The sequence below is a fragment of the Achromobacter sp. UMC46 genome, from assembly GCF_014170335.1.
In the GTDB taxonomy this organism is placed as follows: domain Bacteria; phylum Pseudomonadota; class Gammaproteobacteria; order Burkholderiales; family Burkholderiaceae_B; genus Achromobacter.
This window is the reverse complement of record NZ_LZZS01000036.1, coordinates 297,662-316,995: the sequence shown is the minus strand read 5'-3', so window position 1 is coordinate 316,995 and position 19,334 is coordinate 297,662. Positions and strand designations below refer to the sequence as shown.

The following is a 19,334-nucleotide window of genomic DNA, read 5'->3' as shown; positions in this document are numbered from 1 at the left end:
CGCCATGAGCGCAAGCGAATTCACCACCCTTATCCAGCGCGCCGAGCGCGTGCTGGCGCAGCTTGAGGCCTTCCTGCCTCCGGCGCCCCCCGACATCGACTGGACCGCGCACGCCTTCCGCTGGCGCAAGCGCGGGTCGCGCGGCTGGCTGGACGCGGTGCGCCACGTCGCCCGCATCGACATGCAGGACCTTCAGCACATCGAGCGCCAGAAGGCCACCATCGACCGCAACACCGTCCAGTTCCTGGAGGACAAGCCGGCCAACAACGTGCTGATGACCGGCGCCCGCGGCACCGGCAAGAGCTCGCTGGTCAAAGCCATGCTGGCCGCCTACGGCGACCGCGGGCTGCGCCTGATCGAAGTGGACAAGTCCGACCTGGGCGACCTGGCCGACATCGTCGAGCTGGTCGCCTCGCGCCCCGAACGCTTCATCGTGTTCTGCGACGACCTCTCGTTCGAGGAAGGCGAACCCGGCTACAAGGCGCTGAAGTCCGTGCTGGACGGCTCGGTGTCGGCCTCGGGCGACAACGTGCTGATCTACGCCACGTCCAACCGGCGCCACCTGATGCCGGAATACATGAGCGAGAACCTGCAGGCCAAGCATCAGCCCGATGGCGAGATCCATCCGGGCGAGACGGTCGAAGAAAAGATCTCCCTGTCCGAGCGTTTCGGCCTGTGGCTGTCGTTCTACCCCTTCAAGCAGGACGATTACCTGGACATCGTCTACCACTGGCTGCGCGAGCTTGGCTGCCCGGAGGCGCACATCGAGCCTTCCCGCACCGAAGCGCTGCAATGGACGATCGAACGCGGCTCGCGTTCGGGCCGGGTGGCCTACCAGTTCGCGCGCGATTGGGCGGCCCGCCATGTCTGAGAAGATCGTCGACGTCGCCGCCGGTCTGATCCTGCGCCCCGACGGCAAGCTGCTGCTGGGCCAGCGGCCCGAGGGCAAGCCGTGGTCGGGCTGGTGGGAGCTGCCGGGCGGCAAACTGGAGCCGGGCGAAACCGTACTGCAGGCGCTGGCCCGCGAATTGCAGGAAGAGATCGGCATCCGCGTCACGCAGTCGCGCCAGTGGGTCACCTACGTGCACGTCTACCCGCACACCACGGTCCGGCTGGCGTTCTGCCACGTCACCGGCTGGGAAGGCGAGCCGCAGGGCCTGGAGAACCAGCGCCTGGAATGGGTCGACCCGGCCGATGCGGCCTCGGTCGGCGACCTGCTGCCCGCCACCCTGCCCCCGCTGCGCTGGCTGCAGCTGCCCACGACCTACGGCATCAGCTCGATCGGTTCGCGCGCGGGCGTGGCCGCGTTCCTGGGTCGCCTGGACGCGGCGCTGGCGCGCGGCGTGAAGCTTGTGCAGCTGCGCGAACCGCAGTGGCCCGACGGCGCGGGGGCAAGTTCGCTGCACGAAGTGCTGCAACAGGTGCTCAAGCGCTGCCGCGCGGCCGGCGCCCGCGTGCTGGTCAACAGCGCGCACCCGGCCGCATGGTGGAAGGAAGCCGACGGCGTGCATCTGCGCACGGCGGACGCGGCGCGGCTGACCGCCCGCCCGGAACTGCCGAAGCACGCGCTGGTCGGCGTGTCCGCGCACGACAACGCCCAGGTCGTGCATGCCCGCGACATCGGCGCCGACTTCGCGGTGCTGGGCCCCGTGCTGGATACGCCCAGCCATCCCGGCGCGCAAACGCTGGGCTGGGACGGCTTCGTCGAAGGCAACCGCGACGCCGGCATTCCGGTCTTCGCGCTGGGCGGGCAATCCACCCAGACCGTATCGCAGGCGCTGCGCCATGGCGCGCACGGCATCGCCGGGATACGCGGCGTTCTCTGACGCCGGCCCCGCCGGGGTGCGCCCCGGCGGGATCCACGGGGTCCCTCAGTCGATCTTGTAATCCATCCATGACGCGACCATCTCGCGCAGGCCGCCGCCTTCCTCGAACGCCTCGCGCGCGCCTTCCGCCTTATTGCGCCCGAGTTCCAGGATGTACATGTAGTCCGACACCTCGGCGCAGCGGCGCACGTTCTGGTCGACCAGCACCACCGTCATGCCTTCGTCGGCAAAGCCCCGGATCAGCGCGTAGATCTCCTTGGAGATCTTGGGCGCCAGCATCGCCGTGGGCTCGTCCAGCAGGATCACCGACGGCTCGATGAGCAAGGCGCGGCCGAATTCCACAAAGCGCTGCTGCCCGCCGCTCATGCTGGACACGGGGTCGTTGCGCTTGTCCGCCAGGATCGGAAAGCGATCGTAGACGGAGTCGATGCGCTGGCGCACCCGTGCCTTGTCGCGGCGGAACGGCCAGCACCCCAGCAGCAGATTGTCGTGCACGGTCAGGTCGCCGAACAGGCTGCGATGCTGCGGCACGAACGCCACGCCATGGTTGGCACGCTCATGCGAGGGTTGCGCGCTGATGTCCTTGCCGCGCAGCGTGATGCGTCCGGTGCGCGGCGGCAGGAAGCCGAAGAGCGTCTTCAGCACCGTGGACTTCCCCGCGCCGTTGGGGCCGATCACGCCAGTGACCTTGCCTGCACGCGCCTCTACGTTGATGCGGTTCAGGATCGTGATGTCGCCGTGATAGGCCACGGTCACGTCTTCCAGCGCGAGGATCGCGGTGCTCATGTCAGGCTCCCAGATAGGCTTCGACCACCCGCGGGTCGGCGCGCACGTGATCGGCGTCGCCCTGGCTCAGGATGGCGCCTTCGTTCATGACGATGATGTGGTGGGACAGCTGATAGATGGAGGTCAGGTCGTGCGACACCAGCACCACCGAGCAATCGTGCTCGGTAGGCAGTTCGCGGATCACCGAGATCAGCAGCTGCGCCAGCGCGGGGTTGACCCCCGCGAACGGTTCGTCCAGCAGCACGACCTTGGGCCGCGCGACCATGATGCGCGCCAGCTCCACCAGCTTCTGCTGGCCGCCCGACAGCTCTTCGGCGTAGTTGTGGCGCAGGCGATGCAGCTCCACCTTGTGCAGCCAGTACTCGGACTGCGCATAGCGTTCGTCCGCGCTGCGGCCCGCCTGCTGCTGCGCCACGTCCAGGTTGTCCAGCAAGGTAAGGTGGCGGAAGATGCGCGGCACCTGGAAAGTGCGCCCCACGCCCAGACGGGCCACTTCGTGGATCTGGCGCCCGCCGATCTCGTGGCCGTCCAGTTCGATGCGGCCTTCGTCGGGCGTATAGATGCCGTTGATGCAGTTGAGCATCGTGGTCTTGCCCGACCCGTTCATGCCGATGATGCCCAGGATCGACCCCTTTGGCACCTCCAGGTCCACGCCCTGCAGCGCCACCAGGCCGCCGAAGCGCTTCTTGAGATTCGTGACTTTCAACATGCGTCCGTCTCCCTGGGGCGGTCAGCGCAATGCCTGGCGGCCGAACAAGCCGCTGGGCCGGATGAAGATCGTGGCGACCATCAGCGCGAAACCGCAGATGGTGGCAATCGACGGGCTGAAGAACACCACCGACACCTGCTCCGTCACGCCGAACAGCAGCGCCCCGACCAGCGCCCCCACCGGATGGCCGAGGCCGCCCAGCACGATGACGATGAAGCCGATCAGCGTGTAGTCGTTGCCCATGAACGGCGAGAACGCCGGGAACACCATGGCGACCAGCACGCCGCTGGCGGCGGCCAGGCCCACGCCCAGGCCGAACGCCACGGCGGACAGCCGTTCCGCGTTGATGCCCACGATGCGGACCGCGTCGCGGTTCATGATGATGGCGCGCAGCGCGCGGCCCAGCTGCGTGCGGTACAGGAACACCGTCAACGCGGCGATGATCGCCAGCGCGATGACGAGCGCCAGCAGCCGCACCGTGGGGATCAGCACCGGGCCGAACTTGAGGAAGACGGGTTCGATCTCGTAGGGCAGCGAGCGCGCGTCGGCGTCGAACGCCAGCAGCATCAGCGCCCCCAGCATGATGGATACGCCGAACATCAGCAGCAGTGAGCTGATCTCGGGGTCGTCCGCCTTGGACAGCCGCGGAATCAGGACGAAGTACAGCAGGTAGCCGGCCAGGAAGAAGACCGCGAACGCCAGCGGCAGCGCCGCGAGCGGGTTGATGCCCGCGTACTCCATCAGGTAGAACGCGAAATACGCGCCCAGCACCAGGAATTCGCCATGCGCGAAGTTCACGACCCGCAGCACGCCGAAGACGACGTTCAGGCCCACGCCGATCAGGCCATAGATGGCGCCGAGGATCAGGCCGTTGATCAGGCCTTGGATAAGCAGTCCGGTCATGGCGGGTCCTCAGGCGATGTAGCGGCGCAGTTGCGGCTTGCGTTTGAGCAGGCTGCCGACGATGCCCCGCGGCAGGAACAGCATCAGCAGGACGATGATGAGGCCCAGCAGCAACAGGTTCATTACCGGGAATTTCTGCCAGATCATGTGGTCGATGCCCAGCAGCGCCAGCGTTCCGACCACCGGGCCGAGGATGGTGCCGAAGCCGCCCGCCATCGCGTAGATGATGCTCTTCGCGGTGATCAGCACGTTAAAGGCGTACTCGGGGTCGACGACGTTCGTGTACCAGGCCTCGATGCCGCCGGCCAGCGCGGGGAACAGGGCGGCCAGCAGCCAGGCCTTCAGGCGGGTGTTGGGCACGTGGATCCCCACGCAGGCGGCCGCGCCGTCGTCGTCGCGGATGGCCTTCAACGCGCGGCCCAGCCGCGACACCGACAGCCAGGTGACGGTGGCCAGCGTGGCGCCCATGACCAGCAGCATGGCGTAGTAGCTGTGCGTGGGGTTGTTGGCGCTGGACAGGATGATGCCCATGCTGCCGCCCGTGAACGACTGGGGCAGGTCGGAGATGACCAGCTTGACGATGGTGGCGAGCGCCAGGCTCACGATGCCGAAATACACGCCGCGCAGGCGCAGAGTGGGCGCCAGCAACAGCGCGATCGCCACGCCCACGCCGCCCGCGGCCAGCAGCGACGGCAGGATGGGCCAGCCCATGATCTTGTAGCAGATGCCCGTGGCGTAGGAACCCACGCCGTAGAACACCACGTAGCCGAACGGCAGATAGCCCGTGAACCCGACGCAGATGTTCATGGCGCTGGCCATGGTGATCCACAACATCAGGTAGAACGCGAACGAGATGTTCGAGGTCGCCATCGGGATCACGGCAAGGCCGGCGGCGAGCGCGGCGAAGAGGGTCACTGCGATGCGGGTGCGCAACCGCACGGCGCGCAGATCCTGCGCGCGATGCGAAGCCGCGCCCGCCGCCAGGGCGGGACTGCTGCTCATGATGTCTTCCTCCGGGCCGTCTCGGGTTGGATGGCCGCTCTATTTGGAGGCGATTATGAACAACTCAAACCATAACTGCAAGTTAAGGATTAACCCTTATCAGGCATCTTATCCGGCGCAGGAAACGCCTCCGCCAGCACGCCGCGCAGCTCATCGATGAACCGCATCGCGATCTGCGACGGCTCGCGGTTGCTGGCATAGACCGCCGAGATATTCAGGGGGATGCGCTCTTGCAGCGGCACGATCACGACGTCCGGCATCGTGTTCTGCATGACCGTGAACTCATCCACGATGGCGATCCCGACCCCGGCATTGACCAGCGCGCACGCCAGCTGGCTCCAGGGCACGTCGGCGCACATGCGGCATGGCAGCCCGGCCTGCTCGAACGCCCCCAGCACCAGCATGCCGAAGGGCATGCGGGTGCCGACCACGATGTGCGGATGCGGGGAAAGGTCGGCCAGACTGACGGACGCCCGCTCCGCCAGCGGATGGCTCTTGGGGATGGCCGCGACCATGCGGCCCACATGCAGGGGCTGGGAGGTCAGGAACGGGTGATCCGCCTGCATCACCACCAGGCCCAGCTCGGCTTCGCCCTGCAGCACGTCGGATATCAGGCTGGGCAGGACAGACGTATTCAGCCTCAGCAGCAGCTCCGGATGCCGCTGCTGGAAGCGGGCCACGGCGCGCGGCACCAGGAACTGGGCCAGGCTGGGAATGGAGGCCAGGCGCAGCACCCCGGTGCCGTGCTCGGACAGCGCATCCGCCAGGTCGTTGACCCGCTGCATCATGCGCTGGGTCTTCTCGATCTCTTCGAACAGGCTATGCACCTGGGGCGTCGGCCGCAACCGCCCGCGGACCCGCTCGAACAGGGTCACGCCCATGCTCTTCTCGGTCTGGGCCAGCATCCGGCTGACCGCCGGCTGCGAAATATTCAACAGCCGGGCCGCCCCGCTGATCGACCCCGCCATGACGATGGCCCACAGCATTTCGGTCTGCCGGTAATTCAGTTTATTCAAGGCGTGCGCTCCATGCCTATTTGTTATACGCTTTATCGCGTATTGGGCAATTATTGCCCAATACCAGGTTCTGCGTCCCTGCTTCGCGGCGGGGCGAGGCCCCCAAAATCTATAACGATTGGAGACATCCCATGTTCGCGACATCCTGGTTGTTCCGTTTACCGGCGTTGGCCATGGCCATTGCCGCCCTGACCCCCGCCACCGGCGCCGCCCAACCCTCGGACAAGATCCGGGTGGGCATGACGGTGTCTTCCACCGGCAGCTTCGCCCTGGCCTCGCAGTCCGGCGTGCGGGGCGTGGAACTGTGGGTCGAAGACGTCAACCGCCGCGGCGGCATCGAGGTCAAGGGCAAGAAATACCCCGTCGAACTGGTCAAGCTGGACGACCGCAGCGACAAGCAGATGGTCACGCGTGTCTACGAACGCCTGATTGTCGATGAAAAAGTGGATCTGGTGTTTGCGCCGTTCGGCTCCACGTTGACGGCCGCGGCCGCCACCGTCACCGAACGGCTGGGCAAGTACATGATGGTCTGGTCGGCGGCCAGCGACGACCTGTACAAGCAGGGTTTCAAGAACATGGTGTCGGGCACGCAGATGCCCGTGTCCGCCATGCTGCGCGCCAACATGGAGCTGGCCGCCAACCAGGGCGTGAAGAAGGTGGCGCTGCTGTACTCGGACGAGCCGTTCCCGGCGGGGCTGGCCGAAGGCGGCCGCGAGCAGGCCACGAAGCACGGCATGCAGGTCGTGATGTTCGAGAAATACCCGAAGGGGCAGAAGGACTTCAGCACGATCCTGCAGAAGGCCCGCGCGGCGGGCGCCGAAGCGCTGGTGCCGACCTCCTACGAGGGCGACCTGATCAGCATGACGCGCCAGATGAAGCAGCTGGACATCAACTTCCCGTACGTCTTCATGGTGTATGCGTCCACGCCGCAGTTCCAGGCGATCGGCGCGGACGCCAACTACATCTACAGCCATACCAACTACCACCCCGCCATCAACTGGAACGTCAACGCCGGCCTGAGCCGCGAACAGTTCGCGGCGGCCTACGACAAGCGCTTCCCCAAGGCCGAGTTCCCGCCCGACTTCCAGACGGCGCTGGCCTACGGCGCCGGCGCGATCACGGAAGAGATCGTGAAGAAGGCGGGCACGACGGACGCCGCGGCGCTCAAGCAGGCATCTCTGGATCTGTCCGGCAAGCTGACGGTCATGGCCGGCCCCTACGCCATCGACGACACGGGCAAGCAGCTGCTGATGCCCTTCCCGGTGGTGCAGCTGCAACCGGGCAAGGGCATGGTGCCCGTATGGCCGGCGGACGTGGCGACGGCAAAGCCCGTCTACCCCGCTCCTGACTGGACCAAACGCTAGACGCGCGCAGCACGGCCGGCCGCGCGCGTCCCTGCGCGGGGCCGGCTTACCAACCTGAGGAAAACATGTCTGAAATTGCATTTGCCACGCTCGGCGAACTGGCGGACGGCCTGGCCCAAGGCCGCTACAGTTCGGTGGAATTGACGCAGCACTTCCTGGACCGCATCGCCCAGGCCAACCCGACGCTGGGCGCCTATGTCAGCGTGGACGAAACCGGCGCGCTGCGTCTGGCCGAGGCCGCCGATGCCCGCCGCCGCGCGGGCTACGGCCTGCTCAGCCCGCTGGACGGGGTGCCGGTGGCCGCCAAGGACCTGTGCGAGATCGAAGGCCAGGTCACCACCGCGGGCTCCGAGGCCTGGCGCAACCGCCGCAGCAGCGTCACGGCAACCGCCGTCACGCGCCTGCTGGACGCCGGCATGGTGATGCTGGGCAAGACCCACATGGTCGAATTCGCCTTTGGCGGCTGGGGCACGAACCCCGTCATGGGCACGCCGCGCAACCCGTGGGACCTGCAAGCGCCGCGCATTCCCGGCGGCTCGTCCAGCGGGTCGGGCGTGGCCGTCGCGGCCGGCCTGGCGCCCGCCGCGCTTGGGTCGGACACGGGCGGCTCGGTGCGGATACCCGCCGCGCTGAACGGCATCACGGGCTTGAAGACCACGCGCGGATTGGTGAGCCTGCATGGCGCGGTGGCGTTGTCGACCACGCTGGACTCCATCGGTCCGCTGACCCGCGACACGCGCGACGCGATGCTGCTGACCGCCCTGATGGCCGGCCCCGATACGCAAGACCCGCTGACGCAGGGCCTGCCTCCCTTCCAGTACCGCGAACCCGCCGCCGGCCCGCAACCGCTGCGTGGCGTGCGCATCGCGCTGATGCCGCCGTCGCAGCACCCGATCGCCGCCGATGCCGACGCGCTGTCCGCGCTGGACGACGCGCGCCGCGTGTTGATCGACCTGGGCGCGGAAGTGGCCGAAACGCCCTTCCCCTTCGACTTCCGCGAGATGATGCTGCGCAATGGCCAGATCATCGCCGCCGAGGCCTACGCCATGCACCGCGCCTACATCGAAGACCCCGCGCAACCCATCGGCCAATATGTGCGCGCCCGCGTGCTGTCCGGCAAGGGCGTGTCCGCCGCCGACTACATCGCGGCCCTGCAGGCGCACGCAGAAGCGCGTCTGGCCTGGTTGGACTGGATGCGCGACATCGACGCCGTGCTGACCCCCTGCGCGCCCTTTGGCGCGCGCCTGCTGGACGAGGTCGACGAAGCGGCCACGCCGCTGGCCGCCTTCACCCGCGCCGGCAACTACGTCAACGCGTCGGGCCTGGCCCTGCCCGCGGGCTTCACCGCCGGCGGCCTGCCCCTGGGCGTGCAATTGCTGGGCAAGCCCAACGCCGAGGGCACCCTGGGCAAGATCGGCATGGCCTTCCAGGCCGCGACCGACTGGCATCGCCGCCACCCCGATCTGAAAGCGGTCGGACTGTAACCCGCTCTGCGCAAGGAACGCCGGCGGCCCGCGCCGCCGGCGCGCGCCGCGCTCTCGTTCCCCGCCGCCATTCCCGCTCCCTAGGGAAACTCCCCCCTTGATGCCGATCCCCCTGAAGTCCTATCTTTTACGCCTGATGTGACCACATGGTCACATCAGGCGTACGCCACACGAATCGCCCCCGTCTTCGCTGCACCCTCTCTTTGTCGCCGTCTCCACCGCAAGGAAGTCCAGCATGCTCAAGCGTCCCCCCTTTGAAGGCCAGGCCGGCCCCGCCCGCCGCGATTTCCTCTTGCGCGGCGCCGCGGGCCTGGCCGGCGCGGCCGGTCTGGCGGCCGGCGGATGGCCCCTGCGGGCCCTGGCCCAGGCGCCCTCGCCGCTGACCTTCGCCTTCTGGCCCTGGGGCAGCGAAATCGTGCAGCAGGGCGCGGCGCGCTTCACGCAGGAAAGCGGCGTGCCGGTGAACCTGTCGCCCATCCCCGGCGACTACGCCGCGGTGCTGGAAACCCAGCTGGCCGCCAAGGCGCCCCTGGACATGTTCTACGCGCAGCGCGGCCAGGCGTCGCGGTGGTACGCGGCGGGCTGGATCCGGGCGATCGACGACATGCCTGGACTGGCCGACATCCAGAAGCAGATGTTCCCCGGCATCGTCGACGATGCGCGCGCGACCGACGGGCGCTACCTGGGCCTGACTTACTACAACGGCGGCCCGTTCGCGCTGTTCCGCAACGAGAAGATGCTGGGCGAAGCCGGTTTCGGCGGCACCGCCAACGCGGCCGACTATCCGCAAGACTGGGCCACGGTGGAGAAGCAGGCGCGCGAGATCAAGAAGAAGGGCTTGGCCGAGCATCCGATGCTGATGCCCTGGTACAACGCCTGGACCGGCTTGCCCTGGGCCCTGATCGCGCAATGCTTCGCCGAGGGCGAACGCTTCGTCGACGGCGAATTGCGCGCGACCTTCGGCGGCGACACCCCGCTTGTCAAAGTGCTGACGGACTGGAAGCGCTGGTGGGACGACGAACTGGTGCAGCGCGCCGTGCTGACGTGGTCGGGCACCGAGACGTCCAGTTCGTGGATGAAAGGCCAGCACGCCTTCCACCTGAACATCGACTACTACAGCTTCAACTACAACGACCCGGCCAAGAGCCGGATCGCCGAGTATTCCAGCTACAACCCCGTCGTTCCCGGCGCCACCCATGACACCGTGCTGGTCGGCCACGCCTTGCTCTGCATGTCGACCCGCAAGCGCACCGACGCCGAGCAGGCCGCGCTGTGGGAACTGGTGAAGTACTTCGGCTACCGCGACAAGGCCGGCCAGCTGACCACGCACAAGAACTGGATCGCCAAGGCCAATCTGGAGGTGCCGTTCCCCGAGCTCTACCGCGATGCCGACAGCAAGGCGGCCATCATGAAATGGATGTACCCGCCTCAAGCAGAGCAGGTCTACCAGTGGCTCTTCCAGGGCCGCGAGAAAGCCGTCGCCGCCCATATCCTGAAAGCCCCCTGGTATCAGGAATGGGATACCGGCATGCACGAGATGATCGCCCAGGACATGCTGATCAAAGGCACCAAGACGCCGTCTCAAGTGGCCACCGAGCTGCGCGCCCGCTGGGACGCGCTCTACAAGAAGTACGCCAAGATCCTGAAGCGGAGCTGATATGGCCAGCGTATCCCTGCAAGGCATCCAGAAAGCCTATACCCACTTCCAGGCCGTGCGCTCGCTGGACCTGGACATCCGCGATGGTGAATTCGTGGTGCTGCTGGGGCCGTCCGGCTGCGGCAAGACCACCACGCTGAACATGATCGCCGGCCTGGACACGCCCACGGGCGGCGAGATCCGCATCGCCGACCGGCGCGTGGACCAGGTGCCGCCGCACCGGCGCAACGTGGCCATGGTGTTTCAGAGCATCGCGCTGTATCCGCACATGACCGTGCGCGAGAATATCGGCTTTCCGCTGCGCATGCAGAAGATGCCGGCGGCCGAGGTGCGCGCGCGGGTGGACCGCGCCGCCAGCCTGCTGCGCGTGGAATCGATGCTGGACCGCAAGCCCTACCAGTTGTCGGGCGGGCAGCGCCAGCGCGTGGCCATCGGCCGCGCGGTAGTGCGCAACCCCGACCTGTTCCTGTTCGACGAGCCGCTGTCCAGCCTGGACGCCAAGCTGCGCACGGACATGCGGGTGGAGCTGAAACGGCTGCACCGCACGCTGCAGGCGACGTTCATCTACGTCACGCACGACCAGGTCGAAGCGATGACGCTGGCCGACCGCATCGCGGTGATGTCGGGCGGCAACCTGCTGCAGTTCGCCGACCCCGACACCATCTACCGCCGGCCCGCCAATATGGAAGTGGCCGACTTCATCGGCAACCCGGGCATGAACTTCCTGCGCGGCACGCTGCATGCGCACGACGGCGTGCCCGTGCTGCATGCCGCCGGCGGACGCCATGCGCTGCCGCCCGCCCTGCACCGCGCCGCGCTCGCCTTGCCCGACGGCAGCCAGGCCACGCTGGGCATCCGCCCTGAAGCCATGGCGCCGGCGCCGCTGGCGGGCGACGGCCTGCTGCTGGAAGGCAGCGTCTGGGCGGTCGAGCCGGTGGGCCCCGACCAGTTCGTGGATGTGGCGGTGGGCGCCGAGGACGGCCCGCGCCTGCGCGCCCGCTTGCCGCCCGAACGCCGCTATGAAGTGGGCGCGCCCATCGCGCTGGCCCTGCCCGCCGCGCGCCTGTACCTGTTCGACGCCCAGGGCCTGCGCGTGCACGGCGGCGAGGAGCCCCGGTCATGAGCGCCGCCAGCCTGTCGCCCGCCCGGCCCGCACCGGCGCGCCCGGGCGGCCGCGAGATGTCAGACCTGAGCTTCGCGCTGACCGTGATCGTGGCGGTATACGCGCTGAATACGCTGATCATCGGCGTGCCGCTGGGCTATTCGTTCTGGCTCAGCCTGCACGACACCAACGCCATCCTGCGCACCGAAGAGTTCGTCGGCATGGACCTGTACGGCGAAGTGCTGTCCGACCCGTCCGTCATCGACGCCATCTGGCGCAGCCTGGGCTTTGTCGCGATGTGCGTGGCGGGCTCGTTCGCCGCGGCGCTCGCGATCGCGCTGGTGCTGAACGAAGAGATGCCGCTGCGCGGCCTGGTGCGCGGGCTGGCGCTCTTGCCCTGGGCCATGTCCCAGGTAGTGACCGCCACCGTGTTCTCGTTCCTGCTCAACCCGAGCTTCGGCGCGCTGACAGGATTGCTGGCGCCGCTGGGGCTGGCCAACGCCGCCACGGTCTGGCTGGCCAGCGACTGGGCGCTGTTCTGGGTGGCGCTTGCGTTCGTGTGGCATATCGCGCCGCTGGGCAGCTTCTTCTACCTGGCTGCGCTGCAGACCATCCCGCGCGACCTGTACCGGGCCGCGCGCGTGGACGGCGCGGGCCCGCTCTCGCGCTTTCGCCACATCACGCTGCCACACCTGAAGCACACGACGCTGATCGTGCTGGTCGTGATGACCGTGGAGGCGGTGCGCCAGTTCGACCTGCTGTTCTCGCTGACGCGCGGCGGGCCCGGCACGTCCACGCAGATCCTGCCGCTGCTGATCTTCCGCTACAACTTCGAGTTCTCGAAGTACGGCCTGGCGTCGGCCGCCGCCTTTCTTTTGACGGTGCTGTCGCTGCTGCTGGCCACCGCCTACTTCATGCTGATCCGCAAGAAGCGCCCTCAAGGAGACGCCCATGCGAAGTGATGCCGCGAAGGTCACCGGCGAAGGCTGGCGCCCCTGGCTCGTGGGCGCCGGCGTAGCGCTCGTCGCGTTCTGGTGCCTGTTCCCGCTTTACTGGACGCTGAAAGCGTCCTTCATGGACGAATCGGCCATCATCATGGGGGTGGCGCACAACGCGGGCGAATTCACCTTCGACAACTACCTGCGCGTGCTGGGCTTGTCCACGTCGGATTCGATCTTCGGCGGGCAGACCAAGGCCATCATGACGGGCTTCGTGAACAGCGCGCTGGTGGCGCTGCCCGCGGCCGCCGTGGGCACGGCCATCGCGACACTGGCGGGCTACGTGCTGGGCCGGTTCGAGTTCCCGTTCAAGGGCCCGCTGCTGTATGTGCTGCTGGCGTCCCGCACCTTGCCGCCCATCGCGCTGCTGATCCCGTACTACGTGTTCTTCGCCGCCATCGGCCTGGCCGGCAGCCTGTTCGGCCTGTGGATCGTGTACCTGACCGCCGTGATCCCGCTGCTGTCCTGGGTGCTGATGGGCTACTTCGCGTCGCTGCCCGTCGAGATCGAGCGGGCCGCGCGCATGGACGGCTGCACGCGCTGGCAGATGCTGCGCCACGTGACGCTGCCCATGGCGCTGCCAGGCATCGCCGCGGCTTTCATCATCGCGTTCCTGGTGGGCTGGAACGACCTGTTGTTCGCCATCGTGCTGACAGGCGGCACGTCCGCGCAGACCTTGTCGGCCTCGCTGCTGGGCCTGTCGCCGCTGATGCCGGGGTTCCGCGCCGACCTGGGGCTGTTCGCCGCGGCCAGCATGCTCGCCGCCCTGCCTCCGCTGGCGCTGGCCATGCTGTTCCAGCGCTTCATCACCAACTTGAACATCGTCGATCCCGTGACGAGCAATACGGACTAGCGCCGGTGAACGCCAAGAGGAGCCTCGCATGACGATCGGCGTCGCGGCATCCGGCCCCCAAGCGGGCGCGGCAGTGCGCACGGCGGCGCTGGCCGCCGAGCTGATGGGCCACGGCGCCATCGGCGGCTTCGTGGTGTTCGCCGTCATGGACGATGCCGGCCGCGTGCGGCATGCGTCTTGCCAGCGCGGCGGCATCACCGCCCTGGACCTTCCGCCGGACTGGTTGCAGGCGCGCCGCGCGGCCTTGATAGAAAGCGGCCCGGACCGTCCGGAGCCGCTCGTGCAGTTCCTGCCCGGCGCCGACGGCGTGGGGCTGGTGACCGGACACCGGCTGCCTAACCGGCCGGGCGCCGACGGCGTCGCGCTGAACCAGGCCGCGCTGCGCCGCATGGCCGCAGGCGCAGCGCCCGCCGACGCCATCGGCCAGACGCTTCAGGCGCATCCGGAAATCGACGCCGGCCTGATCGCGCTGTCGGCCGCGGGCGAACTCGCCTGGGGCAATACGCGGCGCGTCGCCCGCCGCCCCGACCAGGGGCACGCTCATCGCGACAACGGCCTGTGCCGCGTCGCCGTGCTGCATAACTCCATCCACCCCTGCGCGCCGCTGGCCGACGCGATGGCGGACCTGGCCTGGTATGCCTTGACCGGTGAATCCGCGCCCTATCGCGCCCTGGCCCTCAACGCCCCGGTCCCGATCTCCGCCGCGGCCCGCGACCGCGTGCGGGTGGATGCGCAAGGGCGCATCCTGGCCATCGAACAGGCCGACCCGTCGCTGCCGCCAGGCCCGCGCCGCGCCAGCGCGGTCTACCTGGGCAGCGAAGTCTGGCAAGATGGCAGGCATATCGGCCACACCGTCAGCGAACTCACCGCCGACATGGCCGACGGCCGGGTGTACGGCGTGCCGGACCCCGCCCGCTCCCTCATCATCATGAAGGAATAGGCCTATGTCGCGACGCGAGAATACCGAAAGGCAGATCCTGCAAGCGCTGGAAGCCCAGATCCTGGAAACCGGAATGGGCGGCGTCGGCATCAACGCCATCGCCAAACGCGCCGGGGTCAGCAAGGAACTCATCTACCGCTATTTCGACGGCATGCCCGGCCTGATGCTGGCCTGGATGCAGGAACAGGACTTCTGGACCCGCAACCCCGGGCTGCTGGGCGCCGGCGAATCCAGCCAGCGCACGCCGGGCGAGCTCGTGCTGTCCATGCTGCGCGCGCAGATCGACGCGCTGGCCGGCAACGAAACGCTCCGCGAAGTCCGGCGCTGGGAACTGATCGAACGCAACGAAGTGTCGGCGCCGCTGGCCGAACGGCGCGAACGCGCCGCGCGCGGCTTCATCGACCGCATCGACGGCCTGGCCCCCGACGCCGACATGCCCGCGATGGTCAGCGTGATGCTGGCCGGCGTGCTGTACCTGATGCTGCGCGCCAAGACCGAATCCCACTTCCTCGGCGTGCCGCTGCGCACGCCGGAAGGCTGGGAGCGGATCAGCGGCGCGCTGGGGCACCTGGTGGCCCATGGCTTCCCCGATGCCCTGAATACCGAATCCCTTGCCCACCTGGAGGCGCGCCGCGGCAAACCGCCGGCGGCCGATCCGGAAACCTGAGCCCTTCGCCCTCATGCCCGCGCAACCCGACCCGCACGACTACGACATCCTCATCACCGGCGGCCTCGTCGCCGACGGCCTGGACGGCCCCGCCCGCCGCGCCGACATCGCGATCCGCGGCGAACGCATCGCCGCCATCGGCGACGGCGCGTCGTGGCGGGCATCGCGGCGCATCGACGCGACGGGCAAGGTGGTGTCGCCGGGCTTCATCGATTGCCACACCCACGACGACCGCGCGCTGCTGGGCACCCCCCTGATGCGCCCCAAGGTCAGCCAGGGCATCACCACCGTCGTCACCGGCAACTGCGGCATCAGCCTGGCGCCCGTGCGTGCGCCGGGCGACGTGGTGCCGCCGCCCCTGAACCTGCTGGCCAAGCACACGGGCGAGCTCTACGCCCGCATGCAGGATTACGCCGACGCGCTGGACGCCGCGCCCGCCGCGGTCAACAGCCTGGCGCTGGTGGGCCATTCCAGCCTGCGCGTATCGGCCATGGACCGGCTTGACCGCCCGGCCGACAAGAAAGAGATCGCGGCGATGCGGCATGCGCTGGACCAAGCCCTGGCCGCCGGCGCGGCGGGCCTGTCCACGGGCCTGTATTACCCGACCGCCATGCACGCCAGCACCGAAGAAGTGATCGGCGTGGCCGAACCGCTGTCCGCCTGGCGCGGCCTGTACACCACGCACTTGCGCGACGAGGCCGACCACGTCTGTGACGCAATGGAGGAAGCGTTCTTGATCGGCCGGGCAGCCGACGTGCCGGCCATCCTGTCGCACCACAAGGTCACCGGCAAGCACAACCACGGCCGCACCGCCGAAACGCTGGCGCTGTACGACCGCATGCGCGCCGAGCAGCCGCTGGGCATGGACGTGTACCCCTACTCGGCGTCCTCCACCATCCTGGAGCCGCGCCGCGTCGCCGCCGGCGAGAAGATCATCGTCACCTGGTCGCAGACGCGGCCCGAGATCCAGGGCGTGGACCTGCGCGAACTGGCCGCGCGCGAAGGCCGCGACCCCACCCGCCTGGCCGAAGAGCTGTCGCCCGGCGGCGCGATCTATTTCTCGATGGACGAGGCCGACGTGAAGCGCGTCATCGGCCACGGCAGCGTCATGATCGGGTCGGACGGTTTGCCGCACGACCAGCGCCCCCATCCCCGACTGTGGGGCGCGTTCTCACGCGTGCTGGCCCGCTATGTGCGGGAAATGCGGGTGCTGGGGCTGGAAGAGGCCGTGCGCCGCATGACCAGCCTGACGGCCGCGCAGTTCGGCCTGAAAGACCGGGGTGTCCTGCGCGCGGGCTGTTATGCCGACGTGGTGGTCTTCGACGCGGCCACCGTCGCCGACCTGGCCAGCTTCGCCGAACCCACGCTGCCGTCCGCCGGCATCCAGGCGGTGCTGGTCAACGGGCAACTGGTCGAGGAAGACGGCGCCGCCACCGGCGCCCGGCCCGGCCGACTGCTGCGCGGCGACGACCGCGCGGCGCCCGGATTCGAAACGCCGGCCTGGGCGGCCTGACACCCCAGCCGCCGTGCACCCGCCTGCGCGGGCGCGCGCCCCTGAACACCGCGCCCGCAACCGCGGCGCCCTCCTTGGAGCATCATGCACATCGTCGTCATCGGCGCGGGCGTGGTCGGCATGACCACCGCGTACTTCCTGCACCGCGCGGGCCATCGCGTCACCGTCGTCGACGCGGACTCGGGCCCCGGCCAGGCCACCAGCATGGCCAACGGCGCGCAACTGAGCTATAGCTTCGTCGCGCCGCTGGCCGACCCCGCCGTCTTGCCCAAGCTGCCCTTGTGGCTGCTGGCGCAGGACGCGCCGCTGCGCTTCCGGCCCCGCCTGGATCCCGACCAATGGCGCTGGAGCCTTGCCTTCCTGCGCGCCTGCACACGCGCAAAAAGCCGCTCCACCACCCGCGAATTGCTATCGCTGGGCCTGTACAGCCGCCTCTGCGTGCACGACCTGGTCCGCCAGGAAAACCCCGATTTCGATTTCTCGTCGTCGGGCAAGCTGCTGGTCTACCAGGACGCCGCCGCCTATGCGCACGCGCTGGCGCAGCGCGAGTACCAGGCGGACCTGGGCTGCGAACAGCGCGTGATGGACACCCGCGCCTGCCTGGACATGGAGCCCGCGCTGGCCGGCATCGGCGCCAGCATCAAGGGCGCGATCTACACCCCCACCGAAGACGCGGGCGACTGCCAGCGGCTGTGCACCGAACTCGAACGCATCCTGCGCGCCGCGCCGGACCCGGTGCGTTTCCATTTCAATACGCGGGTGGACGCGCTACGCGCGGAACACGGACGCGTCGTCGGCGTATCCACCGCCGCAGGGGAATTGGAGGCCGACCACTACGTGCTGGCCAGCGGCATGGGCGCGCAACCGCTGGCGCGGCCATTGGGGCTGAATCTGCGGATCTACCCGCTAAAGGGGTACAGCCTGACGTATGCGCTGACGCCCGACAGCGTCGCGCCCAACGCCAGCATCAGCGACATCCGGCGCAAGGTGGTCTATGCGCGGCTCGGCAGCCGGCTGCGAGTGGCGGGCATGGTCGACATCGGCACGCGCGGCGGCGGCGTCGATCCGCAGCGCGTGCGCAGCCTGGAGCGCGACGTGGCGCAGTTTTTCCCTGACCTGAATCCCGCCGGCCCGCCGCAGCCTTGGGCCGGCCTGCGGCCTGCGCGGCCCGACGGCAAGCCGCTGATCGGCGCCACGCCCTACCGCAATCTATGGTTGAACACCGGCCACGGCGGCCTGGGCTTTACGCTGGCCGCCGGCAGCGCGCGGATGTTGACGGACTTGATGCAGGGCCGCAAACCCGCCGTGGACGCGGCCGCCTTCGCCCTAGGGTAAGACGAAGGCGGGCGGCGTCCTGGCGCTCAGTCCGCCTTGATGCCGCGGCTCTTGATCAGCGCGCCCCATTTGCCGCGTTCCTTGACTTCAAACGCGGCCAGATCGGCGCCGAAGACGTTGCCCGGCGTCGCCCCGCCTTGCGCCAGCGACTGCTGCAGCTCGGGCGATTGCAACGCCTGCTTCATGGCCGCGATCAGCTTGTCGACCACCGGCGCGGGCGTGCCGCGCGGCGCGTACAGGCCGGACCACGCCGTGACTTCGAAACCGGGCAGGCCGGCTTCGGCCATCGTGGGCAGATCGGGCGCGGCCGGGCTGCGTTCGGCCGACGTCACCGCGATGCCGCGCAAGCGGCCGCCCGGCTTCAGCGCCGCCATGGAGCTGGGCAGGTTGTCCATCAGGATGTCGACCTGGCCGCCGATCACGGCGGGTATCGCGGCCGAGGACCCCTTGAACGGCACGTGCAGCATCTGCAATCCGGCCAGCGATTCGAAGTACGCGCCCGTCAGATGCACCGACGAACCGATGCCCGGCGACGCATACGAATATTTACCCGGGTCCTTCTTCACCGCCTTCATCACATCGTCCAGATTGCGCCAGGGCGATCCGGCCGCCACCGCCATGACGTTGGGCGTGGACGCGATCATGCCCAGCGGCACCAGGTCGGTGGCCGGGTCGAATCCGATATTGCCGTACAGGAACTGGTTGACGGTCTGCGTGCCGACCGAGCCCAGCACGATGGTGTAGCCGTCCGGCTGCGCGCGCGCGGCCGCGGCCACGCCCAGGTTGCCCGCCGCGCCCGGCTTGTTCTCGACCACGATGGATTCGCCCAGCGCCGGCCGCATGTGCTGGGCGATGGTGCGCGCGAAGAGGTCGGTGGTGCCGCCCGGCGGGAACGGCACGATCAGCGTAATGGGCCGCGCCGGCCATTGCTGCGCGGATGCCGCCGCGCTCAGTGCCAGCGTGGCGGCCGCCGCCACGCCTGTCCAGCGCCCTGCCCTGGCGGCCGTCCGCCAATGAGTTGACCAGCCCATCCTCTTTCCCCTTCGCGTGACGCGTGTTCGATGGATCAAACGGAATTCGGTGTCGGTACTGCGCGACGAACGTGACCGCATGGTCACTTTTGTCGCATTAAGAACCGGCGCCGAAATCTTGTCAACGAAAGGGAGGAGGATTAGGCGT

Annotated in this window: 18 protein-coding genes; 12 read left to right on the top strand and 6 right to left on the bottom strand. The window is 68.6% G+C overall.

What is annotated here, in order from left to right:
* Positions 1-4: 4 nt before the first annotated feature.
* Positions 5-871: an ATP-binding protein gene (locus A9973_RS26805; RefSeq protein ID WP_183016649.1), complete on the top strand. Its 867-nt coding sequence runs from the start codon at positions 5-7 to the stop codon at positions 869-871.
* Positions 864-1,826, top strand: a complete 963-nt coding sequence (locus A9973_RS26800) for a Nudix family hydrolase (protein ID WP_183016648.1) — start codon at positions 864-866, stop codon at positions 1,824-1,826. Before A9973_RS26805 ends, A9973_RS26800 begins: the two co-directional genes overlap by 8 nt.
* Positions 1,827-1,871: 45 nt before the next feature.
* On the opposite strand, the gene A9973_RS26795 is transcribed toward A9973_RS26800, so the two are convergent.
* The 5 genes from A9973_RS26795 to A9973_RS26775 all read right to left on the bottom strand — a co-directional run bounded on the left by A9973_RS26795 (position 1,872) and on the right by A9973_RS26775 (position 6,212).
* Positions 1,872-2,612, bottom strand: a complete 741-nt coding sequence (locus tag A9973_RS26795; RefSeq protein ID WP_183016647.1) for an ABC transporter ATP-binding protein — start codon at positions 2,610-2,612, stop codon at positions 1,872-1,874.
* Position 2,613: 1 nt separating this feature from the next.
* Positions 2,614-3,321 (bottom strand): ABC transporter ATP-binding protein, encoded by a 708-nt coding sequence (locus A9973_RS26790; protein WP_183016646.1) that lies wholly within the window; start codon positions 3,319-3,321, stop codon positions 2,614-2,616.
* A 21-nt stretch (positions 3,322-3,342) separates the two neighbouring features.
* Positions 3,343-4,224: a branched-chain amino acid ABC transporter permease gene (locus tag A9973_RS26785; RefSeq protein ID WP_183016645.1), complete on the bottom strand. Its 882-nt coding sequence runs from the start codon at positions 4,222-4,224 to the stop codon at positions 3,343-3,345.
* Positions 4,225-4,233: 9 nt separating this feature from the next.
* Positions 4,234-5,226, bottom strand: a complete 993-nt coding sequence (locus tag A9973_RS26780; RefSeq protein ID WP_183016644.1) for a branched-chain amino acid ABC transporter permease — start codon at positions 5,224-5,226, stop codon at positions 4,234-4,236.
* Between the two features lie 89 nt (positions 5,227-5,315).
* The gene (locus A9973_RS26775; protein WP_183016704.1) at positions 5,316-6,212 is read right to left on the bottom strand and encodes a LysR family transcriptional regulator; all 897 of its coding nucleotides are present in this window, start codon (positions 6,210-6,212) and stop codon (positions 5,316-5,318) included.
* A 161-nt stretch (positions 6,213-6,373) separates the two neighbouring features.
* Here A9973_RS26775 and A9973_RS26770 point away from each other — a divergent pair, with 161 nt between their 5' ends.
* The 10 genes from A9973_RS26770 to A9973_RS26725 all read left to right on the top strand — a co-directional run bounded on the left by A9973_RS26770 (position 6,374) and on the right by A9973_RS26725 (position 18,155).
* Entirely contained in the window at positions 6,374-7,606 is a 1,233-nt protein-coding gene (locus tag A9973_RS26770; RefSeq protein WP_183016643.1) for an amino acid ABC transporter substrate-binding protein, read from the top strand.
* A gap of 65 nt (positions 7,607-7,671) precedes the next feature.
* On the top strand, positions 7,672-9,090 hold the full coding sequence (locus tag A9973_RS26765) for an amidase (RefSeq protein ID WP_183016642.1): 1,419 nt from the start codon (positions 7,672-7,674) through the stop codon (positions 9,088-9,090).
* Between the two features lie 235 nt (positions 9,091-9,325).
* The gene (locus A9973_RS26760; RefSeq protein ID WP_183016641.1) at positions 9,326-10,747 is read left to right on the top strand and encodes an ABC transporter substrate-binding protein; all 1,422 of its coding nucleotides are present in this window, start codon (positions 9,326-9,328) and stop codon (positions 10,745-10,747) included.
* 1 nt (position 10,748) lies between these two features.
* Complete coding sequence (locus A9973_RS26755; protein WP_183016640.1) at positions 10,749-11,870, top strand: ABC transporter ATP-binding protein; 1,122 nt, start codon at positions 10,749-10,751, stop codon at positions 11,868-11,870.
* Positions 11,867-12,811: a carbohydrate ABC transporter permease gene (locus tag A9973_RS26750; RefSeq protein WP_183016639.1), complete on the top strand. Its 945-nt coding sequence runs from the start codon at positions 11,867-11,869 to the stop codon at positions 12,809-12,811. The genes A9973_RS26755 and A9973_RS26750 overlap by 4 nt, the downstream gene beginning before the upstream one ends.
* A complete protein-coding gene (locus A9973_RS26745) occupies positions 12,801-13,700 on the top strand; it encodes a carbohydrate ABC transporter permease (protein WP_183016638.1) in 900 nt (299 codons plus the stop codon). Before A9973_RS26750 ends, A9973_RS26745 begins: the two co-directional genes overlap by 11 nt.
* Positions 13,701-13,728: 28 nt before the next feature.
* A complete protein-coding gene (locus A9973_RS26740) occupies positions 13,729-14,640 on the top strand; it encodes a hypothetical protein (protein WP_183016637.1) in 912 nt (303 codons plus the stop codon).
* Positions 14,641-14,644: 4 nt separating this feature from the next.
* Positions 14,645-15,307, top strand: a complete 663-nt coding sequence (locus A9973_RS26735) for a TetR/AcrR family transcriptional regulator (protein WP_183016636.1) — start codon at positions 14,645-14,647, stop codon at positions 15,305-15,307.
* Between the two features lie 13 nt (positions 15,308-15,320).
* Positions 15,321-16,820: an amidohydrolase family protein gene (locus A9973_RS26730; protein ID WP_183016635.1), complete on the top strand. Its 1,500-nt coding sequence runs from the start codon at positions 15,321-15,323 to the stop codon at positions 16,818-16,820.
* 84 nt (positions 16,821-16,904) lie between these two features.
* Positions 16,905-18,155 (top strand): D-amino acid dehydrogenase, encoded by a 1,251-nt coding sequence (locus A9973_RS26725; protein WP_183016634.1) that lies wholly within the window; start codon positions 16,905-16,907, stop codon positions 18,153-18,155.
* A 26-nt stretch (positions 18,156-18,181) separates the two neighbouring features.
* On the opposite strand, the gene A9973_RS26720 is transcribed toward A9973_RS26725, so the two are convergent.
* On the bottom strand, positions 18,182-19,186 hold the full coding sequence (locus tag A9973_RS26720; RefSeq protein WP_220805661.1) for a tripartite tricarboxylate transporter substrate binding protein: 1,005 nt from the start codon (positions 19,184-19,186) through the stop codon (positions 18,182-18,184).
* Positions 19,187-19,334: the final 148 nt, after the last annotated feature.